Raw genomic sequence first — 18,936 nt, 5'->3', positions numbered from 1 at the left:
TCTCATAAAGTGATTTTCCGAATAACCTAATTCCAGTAACGCTCATTTGGAATTGGTCTTATTCAATGCGGGGTCTTATCTGCGGTGATGCGCGCATATTCGCCTTGAACTGCGTGCGTAGCGTCGACCATGCGGTATGCCGGATGCGGCGCGGGATTCGATCGGATGTATGCATGTAGAACACTAGTTCAAATCACAGTTCAGAAAGAAAATTTTCGGCATCACGCGATTTCCGTGATTTTTTGCACGGTTTCGGCCCCGCGCGAATTGTTAGTGTTCGTTTAACTTGTCGGGATACAAGTGCTTCAACTAGTCACCTGCACATTGTTGTTCGATTGTGCGAGTCGCTGTGCTGTGCGTCTTCATCATGCGTTTCCATCGCGTATTACCGGCAATTGTCGGTGGTCGGCGGTGTTTCTTACCCCTCGTTTTCTCAAGCCAGGTGCTGATCCGGTGTCCATTGACCGATAACGGTTGAAGGGTGTCGACGGACTGCGCGCCACACCAGAAGGATGCACGCAATGCACGCTGACGCCTCTCCCGTTTTTTTCCCCTGACCAAGGCGCAACGTGGCCTTTGGGTGGCCAACAAGTTGCACACCGAAAACACCTTGATGTTGGCCGAAGTATTGGAAATGTTCGGCCCGCTCAATCCCCAGGTGCTGATCCGTGCCAGCATGCAGCTGACGCACGAGTTCGATACGCTGCGCCTGTGTATCGTCGAGCACGAGGGCGTGCCTTCGCAGGTAGTCTTGCCCGAGTACAACGGCACGATTCCATACTTCGATGTCAGCTCCGATCCGGCTCCGCGTAATGCCGCCGAACATTGGATCGACGAAGAAATCCGCAAGCCGGCAAGACCTGCAGAACGGGCCGCTATGGCATTGCGCGGTGTTCCGTCTTGGCGAAGATCATCATATCTGGGTGCAATGCGTGAGCCATCTGGTGATGGACGGCTACTGCGCGTCGATCATGATGCAGCGCATGGCCGTGCTCTATAACGCCTACCTGGCCGACGTGGAGCCGGAGCCTGCGCAGTACGGCAGTGCATTGTCGCTGCTCGAAATGGAACAGCACTATCGCAACTCCGATCGGTTCCAGCGCGATCGCGAGTACTGGATGCAGCAGTTGGCCGATCTGCCGCCGCCGGCGACGCTGGCGCGGCCGGGCAATCCGCTGTCCACCGGGTTGTTGCGCGGCACCGGGCAGTTCTCGCCGCAGCAGGTGGTGCGTCTGCGCGCGCTGGGCAAGGAGTACGGCGCCAGCCTGCCGCAGATGCTGATTTCGCTGATTGCCGCGTACTACTACCGCTGCACCGGTGCCGAGGATCTGGTGCTGGCGATGCCGGTGACCGGCCGCATCAACGCGCGCTATAGGCAAACCGCAGGCCTGGTGGCCAACGTGATTTCGCTGCGCCTGAAGATGGACCCGCAGCAGCCTATCCATACCTTGTTCGCGCAGGTGTCGTCGGTGGTCCGTCATGCACTGCGCCATCAGCAATACCGCTTCGAGGACGTGCGCCGCGATCTGGGCATGTTCGGGATGGAGCAGAAGTTCGCACGCTTGGCGGTGAACATCGAGGCCTTCGACTACACCTTGCGCTTCGGCGAGGCGTACGCGGTACCGCACAACCTTTCCAACGGCCCGGCCGACGACCTCACCATCTTCTGCTACGAACGCGGCGATGGGGCCGCGCTGCGTTTCGATCTGGATGCCAACCCGGCGTTGTACGACAGCGAGGAACTGGCCGAACACTGCCGTCGCCTGACCCATCTGGCCGACGCGGTGCTGGCCGATCCGGAATGTGCGCTGGGCCAGGTGGATGTCCTCGGCGACAGCGAGCGCCGACGTTTGCTGCACACCTGGAACAACACCGCCGCGCCGCTGCCGCAACCGGCCACGCTGTTGCACGGCATGCTGCAACGCGCCGAGTTGATGCCTGCGGCCGTGGTGGCGCAATACGACAACCGCACGCTCGACTACGCCACGCTGTGCGAGCTTGCCTCGCGCATCGCTGCGCAATGGGTGGCCGATGGCGTGCGCCCTGGCGACGTGGTCGCGGTGGCGTTGCCGCGCAGCGAACAACTGTTGGTGGCGTTGCTGGCGGTGATGTGGTCCGGGGCCGCGTATCTGCCGCTGGATCCGGAGAGCCCGGCCGCACGCAACCGCCAGATGCTCAACGATTCCGGTGCCATCGGCCTGGTCTGCGAGCCGGCGCTGTGCGAGCGCTACCTGCTCGGTGGCATGGTCTGGCTGGATCCGCGCCCGGCCGTGTTGCCGGAGGCGATCGCACCGCTGGCGACGCCCGACGGCACTGCGTACGTGCTGTACACCTCCGGCTCCACCGGCGCACCCAAGGGCGTGGAAATCAGCCATCGCAACCTGTTCAATTTCCTGCATGCGATGGAGCACGAGCTGGCATTGCGTCCGCGCGATCGTGTCCTTGCCGTCACCACCATCACCTTCGATATCGCCGGGCTGGAGTTGTACCTGCCGCTGCTGGTGGGTGCGCGCGTGGTCATTGCACCAGCCGGTATCAGCCACGACCCGCGCGGTCTGTCGCGGTTGATCGCCGACGAACACATCAGCGTGGTGCAGGCCACGCCATCGCTGTGGCGCGTTCTGCTGGCCAATGAGGATCTGGTGCTGGATCGCATCCACGCGTTGATCGGCGGCGAGGCGTTGGTGCCGGAGCTGGCCACGCAATTGCTCAGCCGGGTAGGGCGCCTGACCCAGTTGTACGGGCCCACCGAAACCACGATCTGGTCGACCATCATGCCGTTGCAGCTGACCGATGCCGCCGCACCGCCGATCGGCAGACCGCTGCTCAATAAGCGCGTCTATGTGCTGGATGCGCAGCGGCAACCGCTGCCGACCGGTGCGATCGGCGAGCTGTATATCGGTGGCGCAGGCGTGGCCAAGGGCTATCGCGGCAAGCGGCAGCTGACCAGCGAGCGTTTCATGCGCGACCCGTTCGCCGACGACGGCAGCAGCATGTACCGCACCGGCGACCGTGTGCGTCAACGCAGCGATGGCCTGCTGGAATTCATCGGGCGCGCCGATGCGCAGCTGAAGATCCGCGGGCATCGGGTGGAGCCGGCCGAAATCGAAAGCGCCTTGCTGCTGCATTCGCAGGTGGCACAGGCGGTGGTGGTGGGCCATGGCGATGGCGAGCATGCCTTGCAACTGCTGGCCTATGTGGTCGGCAAGCACGGCAACGCGCCATCGGTCGAGCTGCTACGCGCGCATCTGCAGCAGCGCCTGCCGGCATCGATGATTCCCACCCTGTGGGTGCCGCTGGAGGCGTTGCCGCTGACCCCCAACGGCAAGCTGGATCGGCGTGCATTGCCGGCGCCCGGCGCATTGCCGCAACGCGCGCATCTGGCGCCGCGCGATGCGCTCGAACGCCAGTTGGCAACGATGCTCCAGGAGGTGCTGGGCATCGAAGTGGTGGGCGTGGAAGACAACTTCTTCGAGCTTGGCGGCGATTCGCTGCGTGCGGCGGAAATGGCCGCGCGTTTCCCGCAGATGTTCGGGGTGGAACTGCCGCTGGGCACGTTGTTCCATGCACCGACGATCGCCGGCCTGGCCGAAGTGATCAGGCGCAGCGCACACACGCCCAACGACCCGTTGAGCGTGCTGCTGCCGCTGCGTGCAGGCACCGCCGGCACCACGCCGCTGTTCTGCATCCATCCGGTCATCGGTCTGGGCTGGTCGTATCTCACCTTGCTGGGTCAGCTGGATCCGCAGTGGCCGGTGTATGCGCTGCAATCGCCGGGCTTGAGCGACCCGCAGCACCGTCCGGAGAGCATCGAGGCAATTGCGCGCGATTACCTGGCGCGTCTGCGCAGCGTGCAGCCGACCGGGCCGTACCGTCTGCTGGGCTGGTCGCTGGGCGGTCTGATCGCGCACGCCATCACGGCCGAATTGCATGCGCTGGGCGAAGAGGTCCAGTTGCTGGCCATGCTCGACAGTTACCCGCATCTGGAACAGGCCGCATCGCTGTCGGAGTCGGAGAACGTGCGCGCCTCGGTGCACGCGTTGGCCTTGCATCTGGCGCCGGGCCAGCCGATGCCGACCACGGTCGCCGAGCTGGCCATCCTGTTGTGCGATCACTACGGGCTGAACGACCTGCCTGCGGTGCGCCAGTTGCTGGAGCAACGTCCCACCTTGCTGGACTATCTGGGCGCCCTCACCCAGCATTACCTGCAGCTGGCGCGGCGTCATCGGCCCAAGCCGCTGGACCAGGATGTGGTCTTTGTCGAGGCGAGGGTGCGCATGAGCTCCGGCGGCGACGATGCGCTGTGGGTGGATTACCGTCCCCAGGCGTGGCATCCGTACGTGCGCAACTTGCAGCTGCACGTTCTGGACAGCGACCACCATTCGATGCTCTCGCCGACTCATTCGGCCACGCTCAGCAGCGTGCTGCACGCGGCTACCGCAGAGGCTACCCGGGCTGTGCAGCCTGTGGGGCAGGCCGGCCATGGTGCGGTCGCCGGCGACGGAGTGACCGAATATGCCTGAGTCCGGAGCCGATCCGTCACGCCAGCGGCCGGTGGTGATCGCCACCCTCGGCACGCACGGGGACGTGCGCCCGATCATTGCGCTGGCGCTTGGACTGCAGCGGCGCGGTTATCCGGCGCGGGTGCTGACCAGTTCCAACTTCGAGACCTTGATCCGTGCCCACGGCCTGGAATTCTTCCCGCTCAGCGGCGATCTCCAGAAGCTGTTGCAAGACCATCCGGACGTTGCCGAGATGCGCGGCGCCCCTGCCATCTTGCGCAGGAAGTTGCTGGAGTGGGCGCGCGATTGGCCCGCCCAGGGCCGTGCGGCGTGCGCCGATGCCGGCTTGATCCTGGGCGTGGGCAGTGCCAGTTTCCTCGTCCACAGCCTGGGCGAGGCGTATGGCGTGCCGGTGGCGTTTGCGCAGTTGCAGCCGCTCACCGAGTCGCGCCACCTGCCGTTGATGCTGATGCCCAACCTGCGTCTGCCGGGAAGTGTCAGCGTGGCATTGCATCGCCTGATGCGCTTTGTCGGCTGGCAGCTGATGCGGCCGGCCTTCAACGATATCGTGCGTCCGGCATTGGGGCTGCCGGGGTATCCGTGGAGCGGTCCGGATCGCAGCACGCTGCGCGCGATCTACGGCTATAGCGCGCATGTGTGCCCGCGCCCGCCGGACTGGCCGGAGAGCGCGCAGGTGTGCGGCTTCTGGCAACTGCCGCCGTCGCAGTGGCAACCGCCGGCCGCGCTGCAGGCGTTTTTGCAGGCCGGGCCGCCGCCGCTGTATATCGGCTTCGGCAGCATGACCAGCAGCGCCGTCGCGCAGCTCACTGCTACGGTGAAGGCAGCGGTGCGACTGACCGGGCAGCGCGCGTTGCTGGCCAGCGGCTGGGGCGGCCTGGGGGCCGGGGATGCCGCTGCCGCCGATGACGCTGAGCGCTTCTTCCATCTGGAACAGGCACCGCACGATTGGCTGTTCCCGCGCGTGTCTGTGGCCGTGCATCACGGTGGTGCCGGCACCAGCGGTGCCGCGTTGGCGGCGGGCATCCCCTCGGTGGTGCTGCCGTTTGGCTACGACCAGTCGTTCTGGGCGCATTGCCTGGCCCAGCGCGGGGTTGCGCCGCCCGCGCTGGCGCGTGCCGGGCTGCAGCCAGAAGCCCTGGCCGCAGCCATCCAGCAGGCGAGCACGCCGGCCATGCGCGCGGCCGCGCGCGCACTCGGGCAACGGATTGGCCAGGAAGACGGCGTCCGCAACGCGGTCGATCAGCTGGAAGCCTGGCACCTGCTTGAACCCACGGCAGTGGCGCCCGCAGTGGCCACACGGACCGAGCAGCACGCCATCGCATAGGCGTGGCGATGCTGCGCATCTGCCGCCGCAGGCGATGCGCGCACTGCGGCGCCGCGTAGCAGTGCGTGGTTGGCAGCGACGCACTGTGCGCTGCCGGCATGCGGCACAATCGGGCTCCCTCGGTTGATCTGGCCCGCATGCGCTATCCCGCTCTGGACCTGTTGCGTGGCATCGCCATCGTGTGGGTGATGCTGTTCCATTCGTTCGTGGTCGGCGGGTTGGGGCCGGACTGGGAATGGCTGTCGCGCTACGGCTGGATGGGGGTGGACCTGTTCTTCGTGCTGAGCGGCTTTTTGATCGGCACCCAGGTGCTGACTCCGCTGTCGCGCGGCAAGCCATTGGACTTCGCCGATTTCTACCTGCGCCGCGCATTCCGCATCCTGCCGGCGTTTTTGGTGGTGCTGGCGATCTACATGGCATGGCCGGGTTTTCGCGAATCGCCCGGGCTGGCGCCATGGTGGATGTTTCTCACCTTCACCTTGAATCTGTTGGTCGATTACGGCGAGCAGGCCGCGTTCTCGCACGCATGGTCGCTCTGCGTGGAAGAGCATTTCTATCTGGTGTTTCCGTTGCTGGCGACGGTGTTGTTGCGGCGTCCATCGGCCGCGCGCGTGGTCGCGGTGTGCGTGGCGGTGGTGGTCGCCGGCATCGCGTTGCGCACCAGCGTGTGGCTGCACAACACGGCGCTGGATCAACTCGGCGGCGGCCAGCAGCGCAACTGGTTTGTGGAAGATCTGTATTACCCCACCTGGAACCGGCTGGACGGTTTGCTGGCCGGGGTCGTGCTGGCAGTGGTCAAGGTGTTTCGCCCGCACACATGGCAGCGCCTGCAGCAGCGCGGCACGACCTGGGCGTTTGCCGGGCTGGCCGTACTGGCGTTGGCCATGTGGTTGTTTCGCGAACGTACCGGTTTGATCGGCAACGCAGTGGGCTGGCCGGTGCTTTCGCTGGGGCTAGCCTTGCTGGTATTGGCAGGCACCGCGACCGACAGCGTACTGGGCCGCCTACGCGTGCCGGGCGCTACCTGGTTGGCCGCCATTTCCTACAGCGTGTATCTGACCCACAAGGCGATGTTCCATGTGACCCAGGGCTGGTTGGGCACCACGCTGGACGGCCATGGCGTGCTGGCCTTTGCGGTGTATGGCGTGGTGGCGCTGGCGGCGGGTGCGCTGTTGCATTACATGGTGGAACGTCCGTTCCTGCAGCTGCGTAGCGCGTTGCTGCGAAGGCGTGCAGCCGCGCGCCGCGATGCCGAACTTGCATGATGCGATGGCTGCGGATAACGGCGAGCGTGCACCGGTTGCGCATGGTGGCCGCCGCTGCAGCACCTGGTGTCAGGCAACCGGTCTGCGCAATTGCTGCGAATCTGCAGCGCCGATGCAAAGAAAAGCCGCGCAGTGCGCGGCTTTTCGATGCTCCGTTCGATGCTCCGTACCGCTTACGCGGCGCAGCGGGGGGTGTGCCTGGCGCACTGCGCGCTCACCGCCTAGGCCCTTGCGTCGTTGCAACGCCTCACTGCGCGTCGCGGGCCACCTGGAACCCCGCAAAGGACTGCGTCACCGGCATGATTTCCAGGCGGTTGATATTCAAATGCGCCGGCAGGCTGGCGACATAGAAGATCTGTTCGGCGATGTCTTCTGCCGTCATCGGGGTGGCGCCACGGTACAGCGTGTCCGACGCGGCCTGGTTGCCGCCGGTGCGCACCAGGGTGAATTCGGTCTCGGCCATGCCCGGTTCGATCGAGGTCACGCGCACGCCGGTGCCGTGCAGGTCAGAGCGCAGGCCCAGCGAAAACTGCTGCACGAAGGCCTTGGTGCCGCCGTAGACGTTGCCGCCGGTGTATGGGTAGGTGGCCGCGACCGAAGCGATGTTGATGATGGCGCCGCGGCGCGCAATCAACGCCGGCAGCAGGCGGTGGGTGAGCGTGACCAGCGCCGTGACATTGGTGTCGATCATCTGCTGCCACTGCGCCAGGTCGGCCTGCTGCGCGGGCGCGGTTCCCAGCGCCAGGCCGGCGTTGTTGACCAGCACGTCGATCTCGGCGAATGCGGCCGGCACCGCGTCGATCGCGTCCGACAAGGCGTGTGCATCGCGCATGTCGAACGCGGCGGCGTGTACCTGCCCGGCCGGCAGTTCAGCGGCCAGCGCCTGCAGGCGTTCGGCGCGACGGCCGGTGGCGATGACCTTCCAGCCGGCTGCGGCGAAGCGGCGCACGGCGGCGCTGCCGAATCCGGAGGTGGCACCAGTGATCAGGACGGTCTTGGACATGGGGAACTCCAGGGAGGACAGGGGGCGGGAAGCAGATTCAGTGAGCAGGCCGCGGGTTCGCCGTTGCGGCATGCCGCGCGCGCAGCAGCTCGTCGGTCAGGGCCTGGCGTGCGACGACGTGGCCACGCCGCAGCTGCAGCGCCACGTACGGGGCCGGTGCGTGCGCAGCGCTCGTGGCGGTGGCGGGCAGCGCCACGATCAATTCGCCATCCACCCAGGCGGCGGGCACTGGCGCTGGCTGGCCGGGGAACAGGACATCCAACGGCAGCGTGGGCGGTGCCTCGGCGCAGGCGCCCAAGACCACGCGATCGAGCCACAGCTGGTGTCCGTCCAGACGCCAGTAAGCGCGGTAGCCGCGCCAGTTGGCGCTGCAACTGCCCAGCGCGCTGCCGGCGTGCGCCACGAAACGCTTCCAGGTGGCTGGGTCGTCCAGTGGGCCGGACAAGGGTTCGGCCAGCAGGGTCGCCTGCTGGCCGTCGATCTGGATCAGGTCGGGCAGCTGATCGGTGGCCTGCGCCGGGCCGGCCCACGCCAGGACGCCCAGCAACATGCCAGCGATACGTCGCAACACGGGCGTTTACTGCGCCTTGATCGCGATGGCGGACAGGCCACTGCCGGTGAGCTTCTGCTTGGCCTCGGCAAGCTCGCTGGCACTGCCGTAGGGCCCCATGCGCACGCGATAGACCGTCTTGCCGCTGATGTCGGCCGATTCCACGCGTGCGGCCAGGCCCATCATCGCCAGCTTGGCCTTGGTGGATTCGGCATCGCCGGAGGCGCCGAACGAGCCGGCCTGCAGGATGTAGCGGGTGTTGTCGGCGACCGCCGGCGCAGCAGCCGGCGGCGCTGTTGCAGCGGCGGCGGTTGCGGCGGGTTTGGGCGCGGCGGCGGCCGGCGTGGTGAGTGCGGCGGTACTGGCCGGAGCCGGCGTGGCGGCCGGGCGTGCCGGTGCGGTTTCCGGCAGCGGCTTGGGTGCGCTGGCGCTGGTTTCCTTCAATGGCATCGCGACGCTGGCGGCCGGTGTAGCGGCTGCCACGCTGGCGCCGGGTGCGGGGGGCACGGGTTTGCCTTCCAGCGCCGCACGCGCTCGCGCGGCCTCTTCGGCGCGCGCACTGGCAGCCAATTCGGCGTCGGACATCTGCACTTCCTTGCCAGGCAGCAAGGTATAGAAGTCGTACTGGGTCTGTGCATCGCCGGGTTTGGCCTGCGGCTTGGGCGGCTGCGCGCTGGGCTTGGGCAGTTCGGCCGGCGTGTCCACGTCGGCATCGGCCACCGGCTCGGGCTGCGCATCCGGATTGGCACGCGGGCCCACGCGCAGGAAACCGTCGCCGTCCTTCTTGAACAGGTTGGGTGCGGCCAGAAAAATCACTGCCGCAATCGCGGCGCCAGCCACCAGCCACACCCAACCGGGGGTGCCATTGCTGGTGTTGCGCCGGGCCTGACTCTTACCGCGTCGTGCTGCCATCTACCACTTCTCCGAATCGTGTCGTTGCGGGCCCGCTGGCCCGCGTGCTGTGGCAACGCGCGCCGATGCGCTGATTGCCCGGTGAGCGCCATCGGCACCCGAGGTGGCAGGCCGGCGCCTACCGCCGTGCCATGCGCTGCGCCGCTGCCTGCGATGGCACCCGGCAGCGGCCGCCTGTTTACATCTTTTCCGGAGCGCTGACGCCGAGCAGTTCCAGGCCATTGGCCAGCACCTGTTGGGTGGCGACCGCGAGGGTGAGCTTGGCGTCGCGCTCGGCGGCAGCGTCCACCAGCACCTTGCTGTTGTGATACCACGTGTGGAAGGCGTGCGCCAATTCACGCAGGTACTGCGCGATCTGATACGGCTCCAACGCCTGACCGGCGATTTCCACCACTTCCGGGTAACGCGACAGCTCCAGCATCACCGCCAGCGAGTGCTCGTCTTCCAGGCATGCGAGCTCGGCCAGGCCGTGGGCCTGGTCGTACTTGTAGCCCTTTTCCTGCGCCTGGCGCAGCACGCTGCACACGCGCGCATGCGCGTACTGCACGTAGAACACCGGGTTGTCGTTGCTCTGCGCACGCGCCAGGTCGATATCGAAGGTGAGCTGCGAATCGGGCTTGCGCGCGATCAGGAACCAGCGCACCGCATCGGCGCTGGTTTCTTCGATGAGGTCGCGCAGGGTGACGTAGCTGCCGGCGCGCTTGGACAGTTTCACTTCCTCGCCGCCGCGCATCACCGTGACCATCTGGTGCAGCACGTATTCCGGCCAGCCCTGCGGAATGCCCAGTTCCATCGCCTGCAGGCCGGCGCGCACGCGCGTCAGCGAACCGTGGTGGTCTGCGCCCAGTTCGGTGATGGCGCGCTCGTAGCCGCGCTGCCACTTGGTCAGGTGATAGGCCACGTCCGGCACGAAATAGGTATAGGTACCGTCGGACTTGCGCATGACGCGGTCTTTGTCGTCGCCGAAGTCGGTGGACTTCAGCCACAGCGCGCCGCCTTCCTCGTAGGTGTGGCCGGAGGCGATCAGCTTCTGCACCGCTTCTTCGACCTTGCCGTCCTTGTACAGCGAGCTTTCCAGGAAGTAGATGTCGAAATCGACCCGGAACGCCGCCAGGTCGTGGTTCTGCTCGTTACGCAGGTACGCCACCGCGAAGCGGCGGATCGATTCGAGATCGGCCGGATCCTTGGTGCCGGTGACCAGATGGCCCTCCAGGTCGACGGTCTCGCCGGCCAGGTAGGCATTGGCCACATCGGCGATGTAGTCGCCGCGGTAGCCGTTTTCCGGCCAGCCGTCGCTGTCGGGGGTGAGCCCCTGCGCACGTGCCTGGACCGACAACGCCAGGTTCTCGATCTGCACGCCGGCGTCGTTGTAGTAGAACTCGCGCTTGACGTTCCAGCCGTTGGCGTCGAGCACGCGCGCCAGGCTGTCGCCGATGGCCGCGGCGCGGCCGTGGCCGACATGCAGCGGGCCGGTCGGGTTGGCCGAAACGTATTCCACGCCCACCGAACGGCCGTTGCCGGCCAGCCCGCGGCCGTAGTCGTGACCCTGCTTGATCACATGCGCCACTTCGCGCTGGTAGGCGGTGGGAGCCAGATGGAAATTGATGAATCCGGGGCCGGCGATCTCCACCTTGGTCACGTCGTCGCTGGCCGGCAGCGCGGCAACCAGCGCCTGCGCCAGTGCGCGCGGATTGCTGCGCGCAGCCTTGGCCAGCAGCATCGCGGCGTTGGTGGCGAAGTCGCCGTGCTCGCGGGTCTTGGGTCGCTCGACCACAAAATCCGGCGGCAGGGTGTCGGCGGGCAGGGTGCCATTGGCGCGCAAGGCTTCAATGCCTTGGCCGATCAGTGCGCGGAGTAGGGCTTTCACGTGGGATCTGCTTGGAACCAAACCAGCGATTTTACCCGACCGCGTGCCGCAGGGTCCGACCGATGGTTCAGGTCAGCGCACCACTGCTCATTCTAGCCAGCCGCGCTCGGCGAACGACACCGGCCGACCATCGCCGATGACGAAATGGTCCAGCAGGCGGATGTCCACCAGCTCCAGGCTGTCCAGCAGCCGCTTGGTGACCGCGCGGTCGGCCTCGGAGGGCTCCGGATTACCCGACGGGTGGTTATGCCCGACGATCACCGCCGCCGCGTTGTGCAGCAGCGCCCGCCGGACCACTTCGCGCGGGTGGATGTCGGCACCGTCGATGGTGCCGGTAAACAGTTCCTCGAAGGCGATGGCGCGGTGGCGGTTGTCCAGGAACAGCGCCGCGAACACTTCATAGGCCCGCGCGCGTAGCCGCTGCGAGAAGTAGCGGCCCACGCTGGGCGGGTCGCTGAGCGCCTGGCCACGCTCCAGCGCGCTCATCAGGTGCCGCTGGGCCAGTTCCATCCCGGCGGCGAGCTTGCAGGCCGAGGCCGGGCCCAGCCCGGGCAGGCGCGCCAACGTCCTGGGCGGGCGGTCCAGCAGCAGGCGCAGCGGGCCGTGCCGATGCAGCAGATCGCGCGCGGTCTGCACCGCATCCTGGCCACGCAGACCGGAGCCGACGAAGATCGCCAGCAGCTCGGCATCGGACAAGGCAGTGGCCCCGCGCGCCAGAAGTTTCTCGCGCGGGCGTTCGTGGGTGGGCCAGTCGTGTATGTGCATATGGCGAGATTGCCGGTGCTCATCGCCGACGCCCATCAGGCCAAGCAGAGGCATCGGCTAATCTAGTTGTCCTTGTAACCGTAGGACGACCCCGACGTGATCGGCTCCACTCAGGCCCGCCCCCTGGACGGACAGCGTTTGCTGCTGTGCGTCGGCGGAGGCATCGCCGCTTACAAATCGCTCGAACTGGTCCGTCGCCTGCGCGACGCCGGTGCGCAGGTGCAGGTCGCCATGACCGGCGGTGCGCAACAATTCGTCACCCCGCTCAGCTTCCAGGCATTGTCCGGGCAGCCCACCCGCACCACGCTGTGGGACAGCGCCGCCGAGCAGGCGATGGGCCACATCGAACTGGCGCGCTGGGCCGACCGGGTGATCGTCGCCCCGGCGACCGCCGACCTGCTGGCGCGTCTGGCGCATGGTCTGGCCGACGATCTGGTCACCACGCTGTGCCTGGCCACGACCGCGCCGCTGACCGTGGCGCCGGCCATGAACCACCGCATGTGGCTGCATCCGGCCACCCAGGCCAATATCGCCACCCTGCGCGCGCGCGGGGTGGCGGTGGTGGGCCCTGACGACGGCCCGCTGGCCGAGGGCGAATCCGGCCCCGGCCGGCTGGCCGAACCGGCGGCGATCATTGCGGCGCTGGCCGGCGGCGCGGCGGTCGCCAACGCTGCCCCGGAGGGCGCCAAGAGCGTCGCCGCGCCCGTCTTCATTCCCAGCAGCGCCCAGCTGGAAGGCCTGCGCATCGTGATCAGTGCCGGCCCCACCTTCGAAGACCTGGACCCGGTGCGCTACGTCGGCAATCGCAGCAGCGGCAAGATGGGCTATGCCCTGGCCGCCGCAGCTGCCAGGCAGGGCGCCGATGTGGTGCTGGTCAGCGGGCCGGTGCATCAGACCACCCCACCCGGCGTGCAGCGCATCGACGTGCGCTCGGCCGCGCAGATGCGCGACGCGGTGCTGGGCGCATTCCCGGCCGACATCTACATCGGCGCTGCCGCCGTGGCCGACTACACCCCCAAGCGGGTGGTGTCGCAAAAGATCAAGAAGACCGGCGAAACGTTGACCCTGGAACTGGTGCGCACCCCGGACATCCTGTCCGAGGTCGCCGCGCAGACCGGCGCGCTGAAACTGGTGGTCGGTTTTGCTGCCGAAACGCACGACGTGGAGCATTACGCCCGTGGCAAGCTGGCGGCCAAGCGGCTGGACCTGATCATCGCCAACCAGGTGGGGATCGAAGGCGGCGGATTCGAGAGCGACAACAACGCAGCCACGGCCTATTGGCAGGGCGGCGAGCGCGTGTTCCCCAGCAGCAGCAAGACCGAGTTGGCAGACCAGCTGCTGGCCCTGATCGCGGAGAGATTGCAGGCATGAGCCCCCCAACCCAGTCCTTGCAGGTGAAGTTGCTCGACCCGCGCTTCGGCGATCTGTGGCCGCTGCCGGCCTATGCCACCGAATCCAGTGCCGGCATGGACCTGCGCGCCGCGCTGGAGGCGCCGATGACGCTGCAGCCGGGCGATGCGGCGTTGATTCCCAGCGGTATCGCGATCCATCTGGCCGACCCGCAGCTGTGCGCGGTGATCCTGCCGCGCTCGGGGTTGGGTCATCGCCACGGCATCGTGCTTGGCAACGGCACCGGTTTGATCGATGCCGATTACCAGGGCTCGTTGCTGATCAGCACCTGGAATCGCGGTCGCGAGGCCTTCACCATCGAGCCGGGCGACCGCATCGCGCAGCTGGTGGTCCTGCCGATCGTGCGTATGGGCTTGCAAGTGGTGGATACTTTCGTCGACAGCGCGCGGGGAGCGGGTGGATTCGGCCACACCGGCGTGCGCTGACAGGGGAAATGACATGAGCAAGACGAACGAGCGCAGGCAGGGGATGTCCAGCGTGCGTACGAGTGGTCCGGTGTTGGGGGGCATCTTGGTGCTGCTGGCTGCCTGGTTCGGCTGGAACAGTTATGCGCAATGGCGCCAAGACACGGTGGCGCAAGGGCTGGAGCAGGTGCGCGACCGTGCCGTGCAGGACCTAGGCCAGGCCATGGCCACGCAGGCCGGCCAGCTCGATGCGGTGCTCAAGCAGCCGCCGGTCGTCGCTGCGTTGGCCGGTGGCGACGCACTGGCGGCCGCATCGGCCATCCGCGAGCGTTTCAAAGGTGCCGAGGATGTCCAGGTGCTGCCTGGGGACCTTGCCGCGGCCTATGCCAACCCAAAGGATTTCGGTTACGCGCGTCTGAGCCTGCTCGAATCGGCGCAGGTGGCCGACCGTGCCCAGGTCCGGGTCGTGCGCGACGCCAAACAAGTCCGCCTGGGCGTGGCTGCCGCGGTGCGCCTTAGCGGGCAGCCGGCGGTGGCGTATGCGCGGTTGCCGTTGCTGCGCCTGACCGGCCCGCTGGATGCAATTGCGGCACCAAGCAGCGCCTACCTGGCCCTGCGCCAGGGCAGCTACAACGTCGCCCAGCAGGGCGATATGGCACTGGCCGATGCCGCCGAAACGCTGGCCAGGCCGCTTGGGAACAGCGGCTTGCGCGTGGCTGCGGCGGTGCCGCAAGGCGATAGCGGCCCGCTGGGCTTGGGCGCCGTCGGTTGCGCCATCGTGGCGGCATTGCTGCTGATCATTGCGGTGCTGCTGGTGCTGGCCAGCCGGGGGCAGGTGGCCTTGCCGCGGCGCCGGGTTGCCAACCAATCCGGCGCCGATGAACCCACCTTCAGTCAAAGCCTGCAGCACGACGCCAGCGTTGCCAGCGAAGCACGCGCGCTGGACGTCGAGGCACCGCCAGCACCGCCAGCGCTGGTGCCGGCAGTGCAGGTCGCCACCGAGATGTTCCGTGCCTACGACATCCGCGGCGTGGTCGGCCAAGACCTCAACCCCGGCGTTGCCGCCTTGATCGGCCAGGCCATCGGCAGCGTGATGCAGGCGCAGGGACTGCGCGATGTGGTGGTCGGTCGCGACGGCCGGCTGTCCGGACCGGAGCTGAGCAATGGCCTGATCGAAGGCCTGCGCCGCGCCGGCTGCAACGTGACCGACATCGGCCTTGCACCGACGCCGGTGGTGTACTTCGGCGCGTACGAACTGCGTGCCGGCAGCTGTGTGGCGGTGACCGGCAGCCACAATCCACCGGACTACAACGGCTTCAAGATCGTGATCGGCGGCGAGACCTTGTCCGGCGCCGCTATCGCCGAACTGCACCAGCGCATCAACGAAGGCCGCCTGCATACCGCTGCCACGCCTGGCGAGCTGGAACAGCGCGACATCAGCGATGCCTACATCCAGCGCATCGCCGACGACGTCCAGCTGGACCGCCCGATCAAGGTCGTGGTGGATGCCGGCAACGGCGCGGCCGGCGAGATCGCACCGCGCCTGCTGGAAGCGATCGGTGCCGAAGTGATTCCGTTGTACTGCGACATCGACGGCACCTTTCCCAACCATCACCCCGATCCGAGCGAGCCGCACAATCTCAACGACCTGGTGAAGATGGTGCAGCGTTTCGATGCGGATATCGGCGTGGCGTTCGATGGCGATGCCGATCGCCTGGGCGTGGTGACCAAGGAAGGCGCGATGGTGTTTCCGGACCGCCTGCTGATGCTGTTCGCCGCCGATGTGCTGCAGCGCAATCCGGGCGCATTGGTCATCTACGACGTGAAGTGCACCGGCAAGCTGTCCGACTACGTGTTGCGCAACGGCGGCAGTCCGCTGATGTGGAAGACTGGTCATTCGTTGATCAAGTCCAAGATGCGCGAGACCGACGCCGAACTGGCTGGCGAGATGAGCGGGCACTTCTTCTTCAAGGAGCGCTGGTACGGCTTTGACGACGGCATCTACGCTGCCGCACGCTTGCTGGAAATCCTGGCCCAGCGCGAGCAGACGCCGTCCGAGGTGCTGGACGCCTTGCCTGAAAGTGTCGCTACGCCGGAGATCAAGGTGCCGGTGGAAGGCGATGGGCATGCGCTGGTGGCGCGCTTTGTCGCGCGTGCGCAGACCGGCGAAGAATCGCCGTTCGAATCGGCGCGGCTGTCGACCATCGATGGGCTACGCGCGGACTTCATCGACGGCTGGGGTCTGGTACGCGCCTCCAATACCACGCCGATCCTGGTGTTGCGGTTCGAAGCCGACAGCGAGGCCGCATTGCAGCGGATTCGCACGCTGTTCCGCAACGAACTGCAGACGTTGTTGCCGGAGCATCCATTGGCGTTCTGATTGCCGGATGCGCGGACCGTTCGCTGCGTTGCCTGTGGAGAGGCAACGCAGCTGGGCCGGTGCGCGACGCGGCGGGCCGTCATCCGGCATCTCCCGGTGTACGCGGTCGCCCGTGTGTTCCACCTGCTCCGGTTGGCTCGGCGCGACCGCATTGCGTGGTGATCGATGCGGCGCCGTGACCGACCGGCAATAGCCAGACTGCGTCCCAGTACGGATACCCGCCCACCTGCTCGGCCAGGCCCGCCCGCAGGGGTAAGGCGACCAGCGTGCGGGCGAACTGTCGATGATCGCTTTGCAGCGGGAGCGCCGTGACCTGCATCTGCGGCTGCCACACCGTTCCACCACGCCCGCGTGCGCGATTGACTGCATCGGTAGTCTTCAGTCGCGCCGCCATGGCCAATTGCAGCAATGCCGCCTTGCTCGGTGCCTGCAGCAACCCGCACCACGTGTCAGGCAACAACACCCAGCACAACAACTGCGCACCTTGCCAATGGCGTGGCAGCGCCAGGCTGGCCGCCGCGGCGCGAGCGCAGCGCCAATCCGCGAATAGCGGCACGTGCTGATGCGTGGGCAGCCGCAAATGCCAATACGCTGCTTCAAGCGTCGGCGTGGACAGGGGGCGAGGACGGAGCGCTCTGGACATGGTGACAGCGTGCCCGTGGCGCAGGAACGGCGACATCGGCAGGCAACCCACGATCGCGTCGGCCGCGCGCGCAGTGGCATGTCCGAAAAGTGGATATCAGCGGTCAACGCTATCGCCACGCCTCCGGCAAGCTGCGCTGCATTGGGTGGATGCAGCGGGTGACGTCGAGGCGCGCAGGCGCTCATCAATCACGTGCATCACATCCCCAAAACCTGGTCGGTGAGATGCAGTGGGCCCGGATCGCTTCTGTCGCAGCGCACCCGGATCAATTCCGTACGCTGAGGCAGCGCCAAACCACGAAGGATCACCAAAAATCAGATGCGGCAATGGATTTTGCAGCGACACGCACTCGTATCCATCTCAACCACCACGGCGCTCACCAATTGCGTTCGATCACAGCAACTATTCGGCCCAGGAGATTCGATTCCCGAATCCCAAATCCCAAATCCCAAATCCCCGCCTCAATGACCGGCCCGGTCGCGTTTCCACCCGCGATGTTTCACATCCAGATACAGGCTGTAAAACGCGGTAAACGCCGGGAACAGGTTCTGCAACACGCCCACCGAATCCTGCTTGGCCGAAAACACGAAGTAGCTCAGCGTCATCAGGCTGCCGACCACGCTCATGTACCAGAACAGGCGCGGAATCACCGGTTTGCCGGCGCGCTTGGAGGCAACGAACTGCACCAGCCAGCGGCCACCGAACATCAGCGCACCGACATAGCCGATCAGCTTCCACCCGGTCACATGGATGCCGGTCCAGTACAGCCAGGTCAGTTGCTGGTCCAGCAGGTTCGTTTCCATCAACGTTCCTCCACCACGGTGCGCTTGCTGCGGGTGATCAGCCACGCCACGCCGCGCAGGTCGCGGATGCCGACCAGGGCGCGATTGAGATTGTTGTACTTGGACACCCCGGCGGTGCGGTGGCGGTGGTTGACCGGCACGCTCACCGTGCGCCAGCCGGCGCGCTGCATCAACGCCGGCAGGTAGCGATGCATGTGGTCGAAGTACGGCAGGTCCAGGAACGCCTCGCGCTCGAACAGCTTGATGCCGCAGCCGGTGTCGGGCGTGTTGTCGCGCAGCATGCGTGAGCGGATCGCGTTGGCCCATTTGCTGGCCCAGCGCTTGGAGCCGGAATCCTGGCGATTGACCCGCCAGCCGGCGAACAGCTTCACCTGCGCCTGCGCTTGACTGCGCGCGATGAGCAGCTTGGGGATGTCGGCCGGGTCGTTCTGGCCGTCGCCATCGAGCGTGGCGATCCAGCTGGCGCGTGCGGCCTTCACCCCGCTGCGCACCGCCGTGCTCTGGCCGCTCTGGGTCACATGATGCAACACGCGCAGTTCCGGTGTGGTGCTCTTCAGGCCTTGCAGCACTGAGAGCGTGTCGTCGCGCGAATGGTCGTCGACATACACGATTTCGAAGGCCACCACGCCGCGCAGGGCGCTGACGATTTCGCCCACCAGCGTGGCGACGTTATCGCGCTCGTTGAATACCGGGACGACGACGGACAGCTGAGGTTGGCTCATGGATGCGGGGTAGCCGGATGAAGGCTGAGCGAAAAAGATCGGGCATTGTGCCCTGACTCTCTGAGTCAGGCATGAAGCATGCACGCGTTATGCGCAGCGGAACGGTTGGAAGCAGCCTGTAGCGTGTGGTGGGGAGTGGCCAAGGCTGCAAATGCGTGGACTCGCGGGCCGATCACGCCTGATCGCCCGCTGCAGCGCAGCTGGCACCCATCGCCACGTGCATCGCGTGTCTGCCATGCGGTCGTACGCCAGGGCGGCTGATCGAAGGCAAGCCCTGCATCTGGCTCGCATGGCGGCCTCGGCGCCCTGCGCTCCATGGGTCCATCGATGCCGTCGCGCACCTGCGCCGCAGACCCCACCAAGCG

The 18,936-nt window shown here is 66.6% G+C and carries 13 protein-coding genes and 1 pseudogene; 6 read left to right on the top strand and 8 right to left on the bottom strand.

Translation table 11 applies throughout. The features are described 5' to 3' along the window. The first annotated feature begins 521 nt into the window (after nt 1–521). The 3 genes and pseudogenes from ACCQ03_RS19570 (at nt 522) to ACCQ03_RS19560 (ending at nt 7,112) form a co-directional block, all read left to right on the top strand. Nucleotides 522–4,523, top strand: a pseudogene (locus ACCQ03_RS19570) (amino acid adenylation domain-containing protein). Then, the gene (locus tag ACCQ03_RS19565) at nt 4,516–5,847 is read left to right on the top strand and encodes a glycosyltransferase (protein ID WP_150147086.1); all 1,332 of its coding nucleotides are present in this window, start codon (nt 4,516–4,518) and stop codon (nt 5,845–5,847) included. Before ACCQ03_RS19570 ends, ACCQ03_RS19565 begins: the two are co-directional and overlap by 8 nt. 137 nt (nt 5,848–5,984) lie before the next feature. Further along, nucleotides 5,985–7,112 (top strand): acyltransferase family protein, encoded by a 1,128-nt coding sequence (locus ACCQ03_RS19560; RefSeq protein WP_057678691.1) that lies wholly within the window; start codon nt 5,985–5,987, stop codon nt 7,110–7,112. A gap of 247 nt (nt 7,113–7,359) precedes the next feature. Here ACCQ03_RS19560 and ACCQ03_RS19555 read toward each other — a convergent pair whose 3' ends face one another. The 5 genes from ACCQ03_RS19555 to radC form a co-directional block, all read right to left on the bottom strand. Next, on the bottom strand, nt 7,360–8,115 hold the full coding sequence (locus ACCQ03_RS19555) for an SDR family NAD(P)-dependent oxidoreductase (protein ID WP_057660420.1): 756 nt from the start codon (nt 8,113–8,115) through the stop codon (nt 7,360–7,362). Nucleotides 8,116–8,152: 37 nt separating this feature from the next. Then, a complete protein-coding gene (locus tag ACCQ03_RS19550) occupies nt 8,153–8,686 on the bottom strand; it encodes a hypothetical protein (RefSeq protein WP_057660418.1) in 534 nt (177 codons plus the stop codon). Nucleotides 8,687–8,692: 6 nt separating this feature from the next. Beyond that, on the bottom strand, nt 8,693–9,577 hold the full coding sequence (locus ACCQ03_RS19545; RefSeq protein ID WP_057678692.1) for an SPOR domain-containing protein: 885 nt from the start codon (nt 9,575–9,577) through the stop codon (nt 8,693–8,695). Between the two features lie 178 nt (nt 9,578–9,755). After that, the gene (gene argS / locus ACCQ03_RS19540) at nt 9,756–11,444 is read right to left on the bottom strand and encodes an arginine--tRNA ligase (RefSeq protein WP_017156754.1); all 1,689 of its coding nucleotides are present in this window, start codon (nt 11,442–11,444) and stop codon (nt 9,756–9,758) included. Between the two features lie 87 nt (nt 11,445–11,531). After that, on the bottom strand, nt 11,532–12,209 hold the full coding sequence (gene radC / locus ACCQ03_RS19535) for a RadC family protein (protein WP_057678699.1): 678 nt from the start codon (nt 12,207–12,209) through the stop codon (nt 11,532–11,534). 96 nt (nt 12,210–12,305) lie between these two features. Here radC and coaBC point away from each other — a divergent pair, with 96 nt between their 5' ends. The 3 genes from coaBC to ACCQ03_RS19520 are packed head-to-tail and all read left to right on the top strand — an operon-like array spanning nt 12,306 to nt 16,403. Next, nucleotides 12,306–13,580: a bifunctional phosphopantothenoylcysteine decarboxylase/phosphopantothenate--cysteine ligase CoaBC gene (gene coaBC, locus ACCQ03_RS19530; RefSeq protein ID WP_057685211.1), complete on the top strand. Its 1,275-nt coding sequence runs from the start codon at nt 12,306–12,308 to the stop codon at nt 13,578–13,580. Continuing rightward, nucleotides 13,577–14,044 (top strand): dUTP diphosphatase, encoded by a 468-nt coding sequence (dut, locus tag ACCQ03_RS19525; RefSeq protein WP_209226142.1) that lies wholly within the window; start codon nt 13,577–13,579, stop codon nt 14,042–14,044. The genes coaBC and dut overlap by 4 nt, the downstream gene beginning before the upstream one ends. 13 nt (nt 14,045–14,057) lie before the next feature. Continuing rightward, nucleotides 14,058–16,403, top strand: coding sequence for a phosphomannomutase/phosphoglucomutase (locus tag ACCQ03_RS19520; RefSeq protein ID WP_209226146.1), 2,346 nt, complete (start codon nt 14,058–14,060; stop codon nt 16,401–16,403). Nucleotides 16,404–16,482: 79 nt separating this feature from the next. On the opposite strand, the gene ACCQ03_RS19515 is transcribed toward ACCQ03_RS19520, so the two are convergent. From ACCQ03_RS19515 to ACCQ03_RS19505, 3 genes are all read right to left on the bottom strand, one after another. Then, nucleotides 16,483–17,082 (bottom strand): hypothetical protein, encoded by a 600-nt coding sequence (locus ACCQ03_RS19515; protein WP_057678695.1) that lies wholly within the window; start codon nt 17,080–17,082, stop codon nt 16,483–16,485. Between the two features lie 425 nt (nt 17,083–17,507). Further along, complete coding sequence (locus ACCQ03_RS19510) at nt 17,508–17,849, bottom strand: lipid-A-disaccharide synthase N-terminal domain-containing protein (RefSeq protein WP_017156759.1); 342 nt, start codon at nt 17,847–17,849, stop codon at nt 17,508–17,510. Next, nucleotides 17,849–18,571 carry a glycosyltransferase family 2 protein gene (locus ACCQ03_RS19505; protein WP_057678696.1) on the bottom strand — a complete coding sequence of 241 codons (723 nt, stop codon included), beginning with the start codon at nt 18,569–18,571 and terminating at the stop codon, nt 17,849–17,851. The genes ACCQ03_RS19510 and ACCQ03_RS19505 overlap by 1 nt, the downstream gene beginning before the upstream one ends. Nucleotides 18,572–18,936 lie beyond the last annotated feature (365 nt).

The sequence above is a fragment of the Xanthomonas sp. NCPPB 3569 genome (assembly GCF_041475645.2).
Taxonomy (GTDB): Bacteria; Pseudomonadota; Gammaproteobacteria; order Xanthomonadales; family Xanthomonadaceae; genus Xanthomonas; species Xanthomonas phaseoli.
The sequence above is the reverse complement of the archived record's forward strand: the minus strand, read 5'-3'. Positions and strand labels throughout refer to the sequence as shown.

Coding starts and splice junctions, on each gene's coding strand:
- dut (WP_209226142.1), top strand. CDS start 13,577: ATGAGCCCCCCAACCCAGTCCTTGCAGGTGAAGTTGCTCGACCCGCGC.
- radC (WP_057678699.1), bottom strand. CDS start 12,209: ATGCACATACACGACTGGCCCACCCACGAACGCCCGCGCGAGAAACTT.
- ACCQ03_RS19565 (WP_150147086.1), top strand. CDS start 4,516: ATGCCTGAGTCCGGAGCCGATCCGTCACGCCAGCGGCCGGTGGTGATC.
- ACCQ03_RS19505 (WP_057678696.1), bottom strand. CDS start 18,571: ATGAGCCAACCTCAGCTGTCCGTCGTCGTCCCGGTATTCAACGAGCGC.
- ACCQ03_RS19520 (WP_209226146.1), top strand. CDS start 14,058: ATGAGCAAGACGAACGAGCGCAGGCAGGGGATGTCCAGCGTGCGTACG.
- ACCQ03_RS19510 (WP_017156759.1), bottom strand. CDS start 17,849: ATGGAAACGAACCTGCTGGACCAGCAACTGACCTGGCTGTACTGGACC.
- ACCQ03_RS19560 (WP_057678691.1), top strand. CDS start 5,985: ATGCGCTATCCCGCTCTGGACCTGTTGCGTGGCATCGCCATCGTGTGG.
- ACCQ03_RS19515 (WP_057678695.1), bottom strand. CDS start 17,082: ATGTCGCCGTTCCTGCGCCACGGGCACGCTGTCACCATGTCCAGAGCG.
- ACCQ03_RS19555 (WP_057660420.1), bottom strand. CDS start 8,115: ATGTCCAAGACCGTCCTGATCACTGGTGCCACCTCCGGATTCGGCAGC.
- ACCQ03_RS19545 (WP_057678692.1), bottom strand. CDS start 9,577: ATGGCAGCACGACGCGGTAAGAGTCAGGCCCGGCGCAACACCAGCAAT.